The 6,920-nt window shown below is 63.7% G+C and carries 7 protein-coding genes; 3 read left to right on the top strand and 4 right to left on the bottom strand.

The window, feature by feature from the left end:
- Positions 1-107: 107 nt before the first annotated feature.
- From KA184_12735 to KA184_12725, 3 genes are all read left to right on the top strand, one after another.
- Complete coding sequence (locus KA184_12735; GenBank protein ID MBP8130437.1) at positions 108-926, top strand: flagellin FliC; 819 nt, start codon at positions 108-110, stop codon at positions 924-926.
- A 154-nt stretch (positions 927-1,080) separates the two neighbouring features.
- Positions 1,081-1,809, top strand: a complete 729-nt coding sequence (locus KA184_12730; protein ID MBP8130436.1) for a carbon-nitrogen hydrolase family protein — start codon at positions 1,081-1,083, stop codon at positions 1,807-1,809.
- A 49-nt stretch (positions 1,810-1,858) separates the two neighbouring features.
- Positions 1,859-3,145 (top strand): Gfo/Idh/MocA family oxidoreductase, encoded by a 1,287-nt coding sequence (locus KA184_12725; GenBank protein ID MBP8130435.1) that lies wholly within the window; start codon positions 1,859-1,861, stop codon positions 3,143-3,145.
- Between the two features lie 24 nt (positions 3,146-3,169).
- Here KA184_12725 and KA184_12720 read toward each other — a convergent pair whose 3' ends face one another.
- The 4 genes from KA184_12720 to KA184_12705 form a co-directional block, all read right to left on the bottom strand.
- On the bottom strand, positions 3,170-3,985 hold the full coding sequence (locus KA184_12720; protein ID MBP8130434.1) for a PIG-L family deacetylase: 816 nt from the start codon (positions 3,983-3,985) through the stop codon (positions 3,170-3,172).
- Positions 3,982-4,926, bottom strand: a complete 945-nt coding sequence (locus KA184_12715) for an SDR family oxidoreductase (GenBank protein MBP8130433.1) — start codon at positions 4,924-4,926, stop codon at positions 3,982-3,984. Before KA184_12715 ends, KA184_12720 begins: the two co-directional genes overlap by 4 nt.
- 535 nt (positions 4,927-5,461) lie before the next feature.
- Positions 5,462-6,031 carry a pyridoxamine 5'-phosphate oxidase gene (pdxH, locus tag KA184_12710; protein ID MBP8130432.1) on the bottom strand — a complete coding sequence of 190 codons (570 nt, stop codon included), beginning with the start codon at positions 6,029-6,031 and terminating at the stop codon, positions 5,462-5,464.
- Positions 6,032-6,116: 85 nt separating this feature from the next.
- On the bottom strand, positions 6,117-6,920 hold an 804-nt coding region (locus KA184_12705; protein MBP8130431.1), incomplete at its 5' end, for a sugar phosphate isomerase/epimerase.

Genomic DNA, 6,920 nt, shown 5'->3' with positions numbered 1-6,920 from the left:
GGCCGTCTTGCCGATACTGGGTCACGGAGCGCCGGACCGCTCGGGCCCGGATGTTCCAAACCGATGCAAGGATGCAAAGGTGACCTCGATCACGGAGGATACATGTCATGGGTCTTCGCATTAACACCAACGTTTCCGCGCTCAACACCGCCCGAATCCTGCGCAAGAATACGATCTCCCTCAATAGGACACTGGAACGGCTTTCGAGCGGGTTGCGCATCAACCGGGCCGCGGACGACGCGGCGGGTCTCGCCATCGCCGAAGGGTTTCACTCGGTTGTGCGCGGCGCGCGCGTGGCGCAGCGCAATTCGCAGGACGGCATCAGCATGGTCCAGACCGCGGAAGGCGCGCTCAGCGAGACCACGAATATCCTGCAGCGCATCCGCGAGCTGGCGGTGCAATCGGCCAATGGCACGAACAGCACGGAGAACCGGGCCGCGCTGGACGCCGAAGTGCGGCAATTACTGGACCAGATTGACGACATCGCCCTGGATACGGAGTTCAACGGCGTGCGCGTGCTGAGTTCGGCGCAGACGGTGACGCTCCAGGCGGGCCCGCGCCCGGGCCAGACGCTGCTGGTCGCGGTTGAAGGGGCGAAAACCTCCGACCTGCAGGTCAGCGCGGTGACCATTTCCACGCAGGCGCTTGCCGTATCGGCCATCAGCACGATTGATCTAGCCATTCAAAGCGTCTCGACCGTGCGCAGCCGGATGGGCGCGATCCAGAACCGGCTCGAATTCACCATCAACACCCTGGCCATTCAGGAGGAGAATTCCGCGGCGTCCGAGAGCATGATCCGCGACGCGGACATCGCCCGGGAAACGATCGATTTCACGCGGAACCAGATTCTGGTCACCGCGGGCACGTCGGTGCTCGCACAGGCCAATATCGTGCCGCAGACTGCCCTGCAACTGCTCGGCGGCTGACGCCGGCTGACTCGCTGATTCCCGCCGCTGCCCCGGCCTTCTGTCCCGGGCGGCGGCGCTGTTTTTCCCGTTCCGGCAAGTGACGCGAAGTCCGCTCGTGTGCTAGGATGAATCTGGAAAACCAACTATCGGTGACTGGCAAGGAGAAAGCGTCATGGCTCTGATACGCATTTGCGGCGTCCAAATGAGCGTAGCAGCATCCAAGAAGGACAATCTGCCCAAGATCCTCGACCACATCAACGGCTATACAGGCGATTTTATCCTCTTCCCGGAAATGGCGCTGACGGGCTACAACAACGATTTCAGCGATGCCCGCACGGACGAGGCTTGGCGCCAGATAGCCGCCGCGTGCCGCCAGGCCTACGTCACGGCGATTGTCGGCACCGGCGCCCGCATGGACGGCAAGACGTACATTCAGTCCCGCATCAATACGGACGCGGGAAAGCTGCTGGGCACGCACGAGAAGCTCGTGCCCACGCAAACCGACCGTGAATGGTGCCGGCCAGGCGAGGAATTGCGGACCTTCAAGTACAAGGGCGTAACGTTCGGGTGCCTGGTCTGCAATGACCTGTGGGTCACGCCGGGCTGCGGCCCCTACCCCGACCCGCGCCTCTCGTACCAGCTTGGCCAGAAGGGCGTCCAGATCATCTTCCACAGCGCCAATACCGGAACGGACCAGCGCTATCTGCAATATCACGACGCGAACCTGCGGCTGCGCGCCCTGGAAAGCGGCTGCCACATCGTCACGGTGAACGCGGCGGCGGCCGAGGGCGCCGTCAATTCGCCCACGGGCATCGTGTCGCCCAAGGGCGAGTGGCTGGTCCAATGCCCGCGCGAGGGGGAGCACCGGTTCTGTTACGACCTCGAAATCGAAGCGGAATGACCGGAAAACCGTATCGGCGGAACCGCAAAATCGGGAGGCGAACGGCGTCATGAGCGAATCCAATCCAGAACGGCGGCAGTTCATGGCGGATATGGCGCGGCTCACGGCCACGTCCGTATTGGCGGGCTGCGCCACAACGGCGGCCGACAGCGGCCGCGCGGCCGCCGCGGCCACGCACCGCGCGAAACCCGCGCCCCAACGGCGCGCAATCGGCCCGAACGACCGGATTCAGTGCGCGTTCATCGGCGTGGGCAGTCGCGGCTCGTCTATTCTGGAAAGTACGCTGACGCTGGAAGGCGTCGACGTAACGGCGGTCTGCGACACGTATGACGTCTGGCGCGATCGCGCCGTAAATTGGTGCAAGGCAAAGCGCCCGGAAGTGGGTTCCTATGTCCGGTTCGAGGACATGTTCGAGAAGGAGCCCCTGGACGCCGTCGTCATCGCGACGCCGGACCACATCCACACGCCCGCGGTGCTCGCGGCGCTGGACGCGGGACTCGACGTGTATTGCGAGAAGCCAATTGCATTGACCGCGCAGGATGCCCGCGATATCCGCGACTGGGTGGGCGAGACCGGAGCGGTATTCCAAACAGGCACGCAATTGCGCAGCATGCCGATGTACCAGAAAGCGCGCGAGGTTGTGGGTTCGGGCGCCATCGGCAAGCTCGTGCTCGTTCAGGTGAACCGGCATTTCAAATCCGGACGTCTGACGGAGGCCGCGCCGCCCGGCGATGCCAACGAGGAAAACGTGCACTGGGCGGCCTTCCTCCGCGACACGAAGAGCTATCCCCTGGATTTCACGCGCTATTTCCACTGGCGGCAGTTCCGCGAGTATTCAAACGGCTATTTCGGCGACCTTATGCTGCACCACCTCGACATGTGCCATTTCATCACGGGCAGCGATATGCCCGCGCGGGTCGTGGCCGCGGGCGGCATCTACAACGTGGAGGACGGGCGCAGCACGCCCGACACCGTCAGCGCGGTCGTCGAATATCCCGACAGCAAGTTCCATTTCAATTTCACGACGGCGGACAGCAACGGACATTTCGGGCTCGTAGAGCGGTACCTGGGCACGGAAGGCACCCTCGAGATCACGGGCATGGGCGCAATGTCCGTTTTCCGGAACGACGTGGAAGAAAAGGTCCCCTCGGACGGCATTCGCAATGAGCCGCATCTGCAAAATTTCTTTGACGCGATGCGAAACCGCAGCACAACCATCGCGCCGGCTGAAGCAGGCTGCATGGGCGCCACCGTGGCGCACATGGCCGTGTGGTCCCTGGATTCCGGCAGGGCGGTGCGGTGGGACGCCGAGGCCGGGGCGCCGGTGCTTGCGTAAGGTTTCGGCGCGCGGTGTGGCGGTTCAAGAGCCGAAATCAGGCCTGACAAAGCCCGCGCCCAATACCTTGTCGAGCATGCCCAGCTTCTCGTAGCGAAACTGTTCGGCGAAGGCGATGCCGCGCGGCTCGCCGAGTTCCGCGCACCAGCGGCGCACGCCCGCCGCGATTAGTTCCTTGTGCCCGCCATCCTCCAGTTGTTCGAGTATCGGCAGTTCGACCCCGATCGTGCGCGCTTCCTGGAGCAGCGCGTCCACAGTCAGGACCATCTGGCAATCATGGGCGAGCAGCGCCGCGATCTTCTTGTCGATGGTCGCCGAGATATCGACAAACAGCTCCGCGTTCATCGGATGCTTCGCGAACCAGTACGCTTCCGTAACCGGGCGGGGCGGATTGGCGTGGCCAGGGTGAAACAGCGGATTGCCGCTGAACGCGGCGGCTTCCAGCGTGGCCATGCCGGTCATGCGGTGATCCGGATGGTCCTCGTACGGCGCGAACGGGTCCCAGCTCATGACGATATCCGCTCTCACTTCGCGGATGAACGCCATGATCTTGTCGCGCAGCACATTCGGGTGTACTTCGTTCAGGCGGCCGTCCCGGTAGCCTTCGAGCCGGACCTCGCGCAGGCCCAGTATCCTGGCTGCCTCGCCCGCTTCGCGCGCCGAAACCTCGATAAGCGTCTGGGGCGAGAGCCGGTACGAGCCCTTCGAGTTGTCCGTCAGGATGTATTCGTACACGTCGCAGCCCAGTTCGTCGATGAAGCGCGCGATGGTCCCCGCGGCCATGAATTCGAGGTCGTCCGCGTGCGCGACCACCGCCAGCACGGTCTTCTTCCGAGTCATGAGCCGTCCTCCGTCCGCTCGTACCACACCGCCGTCCGCTCGAGTCCCTCGCGCAACGACACACGCGGCACATACCCAAACGCCTGCCTGGCACGGCTGATGTCCGCCCGCGAGTCGCGGATGTCGCCCGGGCGCGCCGGCAGATACTCCGGTTCAATCCGCGTCCCTAATATGGCATTCAGCATATCGGCAAGGCCCAGCACCGGGGTCGAATCCCCACAGGCCACATTATAAACACCCGCGATGCGCCCAGGACAGGCGCACGCCAGCAGATTAGCCTCCACGACGTTGTCCACGAACGTGAAATCGCGCGACTGGCCGCCGTCACCGTGCACCGGTGGGCGGCGCCCCCCGCGCAGCGCGCGTATGAAAATCGGGATCACCGCCGCGTAAGGCGAATTCGGGTCCTGGCGCGGGCCGAAGACGTTGAAATAGCGCAGGCCAACCAGGTCGACGCCGTAGAGGCGGCTGAACGTCTCCGCGTACATCTCGGCCGCGGCCTTGCTCACGCCATAAGGCGAGACCGGCGCCCGCGGCAGTCCCTCGGCGAGCGGGCCGGGCGGCGCGTTGCCGTACACGCTCGAAGAAGAGGCGTAGACCACGCGTTTGACCTCCGCGTCACGCGCGGCCAGAAAGACCTGAAGCGTTCCTTCGACATTCACGCGGTTCGACCGCAGCGGGTCGGCCACCGAACGCGGCACGGATGGTATCGCGGCGAGATGCAGGCAATAGTCCACGCCCGACATGGCCCGGCGTACCGCATCCGCGTCGCAGATGCTGCCTTCGACCACGTCGACCCGGTCCGTAACCTCTGCGATATTGACGCGGCGGCCCGTCGCAAAGTCGTCCAGCACGCGGACCTGTTCGCCGCGCGCCAGCAGCGCCCGCACGAGGTTCGAGCCAATAAACCCCGCGCCGCCCGTCACCAGGTATCGAGCCATCCAATACGCCTCCCGCCCGGTCATTATAGGTAAGGCGCGGGGCGTCGGCAATATCTCACGCAAGCGCGTTCCAATACTTGCTGCACCACCACGCAACGCCGATGACGCGCCGGCGATTCCGGGCTTCCCGTCCAGGCAGCCTGACACAGCCCGACTACATCTTGTGTGTGCAGAACGGAGCCGAAACTGACAAATTATCCACAGGCCGCTTAGGTAGGACCCGGTTTCGGAAACCACCCTATTCACACCGGCTCACAGGTGATTATCTTCGCGGATATGACATGTAAAGCATTACTTTATAATTACTTATGGCAAGAACTCGAGACTTCGGCGCCATAGCCATGCAGCGGCTCTCCCCCGCCTGTCCACGCCCTCCCAACCGTTTTCCCCCGAGTTTTCCACATGCAGTCCGAGCGCTCACCGCCACAAGATCTTGCGTGCCGCGGAAAGCCCCGGAAGAAACATGGTCACGTTGCTCACGCCTGCTCGGGGGGCTTCTTGCTGCGGTGCCGTTCGGGTTCGGCAAGCCCTGCGATTACGGATACAACAACTGCTTCTGCCAGCCGCCTCCGGAACGGGTGTAGAGCAGCCGTTCGTGCAGGCGAAACGGCCTTTTCAGCCAGAATTCGATCGATTCGGGGACCAGGCGGAATCCGGACCAGAACTCGGGCCTGGGCACCTTGCCAATCGCGTGCCTCGCCCCGTAAATCGCAACCTGTGTCTCGAGTTCAAAACGCCCGCGCAACGCCTCGGACTGCTTCGACGCCCAGGCGCCGATCTGGCTCTCGCGCGGGCGCGTAGCGAAATACTCGTCCGCTTCCGCGTCGCCCACCCGTTCCACGGGTCCCCGGATGCGCACCTGGCGGTCCAGCGGGCCCCAGTAGAAGCACAGTGCGGCACGGGGATGGGCGGCAAGTTGCCGCGCCTTGGGGCTGTTCAGGTTCGTGAAGAAGACGAAGCCGCCTGCGTCCGACTTCTTTACGAGCACGATGCGCACGTCGGGCGCGCCTTGCCCGTCCACCGTGGCCAATGCCGCCGCCGTGGGTTCGGGGACCAGGTCCGCCTGCGCCTGCACTTCCTCCAGCCAAGCGGCAAAAGTTGTCATGGGATCGTCTTCAAACGGAATGGGCAAGGGAATTCGCGCTCCTGTGTGACGGCAAGCAGATTCCGCGCCTGTTGACAAAGCGGGCTCAGACAAAGCGCCGGAGGTATTCGAGGCTCTTTGTGGCTATGGCTTCGGGGCCGGCATCGAACTTGAACACTTCGACCGACATATAGCCCGCGTACCCAATCTCGCGCAACGCGGCGAAAATGGGGCCGAAATCGACCTTGCCGGCTCCGGGCCCCTCCAGGTTCTCGTCGTTCGCGTGATAGTGACGCAGATACTTCGCGTATTTGCGGATGAGAACCGGCCGATCCTCCGCCTGAAACGCCATCGCTTTCGTGTCGAGCAAGAGTTGAAAATTCGGATGACTGACCGCGTCAATCAACTCGGCCGTTTCCTCCACCGTCTGGCAGAAGTTGGTTTCCAGGTGGGTCAGCTGCTCCATGCAAATCGTGACACCGTATTCCTCGCAGCGGGGCAGCGCCGCCTCGAAAACCTCGCGCGCGTAGCAAAGCGCCTGGTTGTACGTAACGTCCCGCATCACGTTGCGCTGCTTCGGCGACCCGAAGACCAGCACCTTCCCGCCGATCTCGCCGCAGAAACGCACCAGGTCAGCGAGGTATTCCGCCGTGAACGCGCGCACCGCCTTGTCCGGGTGCGTCAGATACACGCCCTGCGGCCCGACGAACACCCAGTGGATGCCCGCTATCTCCAGGTCCGCCGCCTGCGCCGCCCGCACAATCTGCCGCCGCGTCGCCTCGGGGATATCGGTTACGTACGGCGCCAGCGTAAACGGGGCGATCTCGAGCCCGTCGTAACCCACTTCCTTCACATAATGGACGGTCCGCTCGATGTCGTTCCAGTCCTTGAATATCTCGTTGCAGATGGC

The organism is Candidatus Hydrogenedentota bacterium (genome assembly GCA_018005585.1).
Classification (GTDB): domain Bacteria; phylum Hydrogenedentota; class Hydrogenedentia; order Hydrogenedentales; family JAGMZX01; genus JAGMZX01.
The sequence above is the reverse complement of the archived record's forward strand: the minus strand, read 5'-3'. Positions and strand labels throughout refer to the sequence as shown.

Bases quoted from the DNA above. Each gene is read 5' to 3' on its own strand.
- KA184_12735 (MBP8130437.1), top strand. From the start codon at position 108: ATGGGTCTTCGCATTAACACCAACGTTTCCGCGCTCAACACCGCCCGA.
- KA184_12715 (MBP8130433.1), bottom strand. From the start codon at position 4,926: ATGGCTCGATACCTGGTGACGGGCGGCGCGGGGTTTATTGGCTCGAAC.
- KA184_12725 (MBP8130435.1), top strand. From the start codon at position 1,859: ATGAGCGAATCCAATCCAGAACGGCGGCAGTTCATGGCGGATATGGCG.
- pdxH (MBP8130432.1), bottom strand. From the start codon at position 6,031: ATGACAACTTTTGCCGCTTGGCTGGAGGAAGTGCAGGCGCAGGCGGAC.
- KA184_12730 (MBP8130436.1), top strand. From the start codon at position 1,081: ATGGCTCTGATACGCATTTGCGGCGTCCAAATGAGCGTAGCAGCATCC.
- KA184_12720 (MBP8130434.1), bottom strand. From the start codon at position 3,985: ATGACTCGGAAGAAGACCGTGCTGGCGGTGGTCGCGCACGCGGACGAC.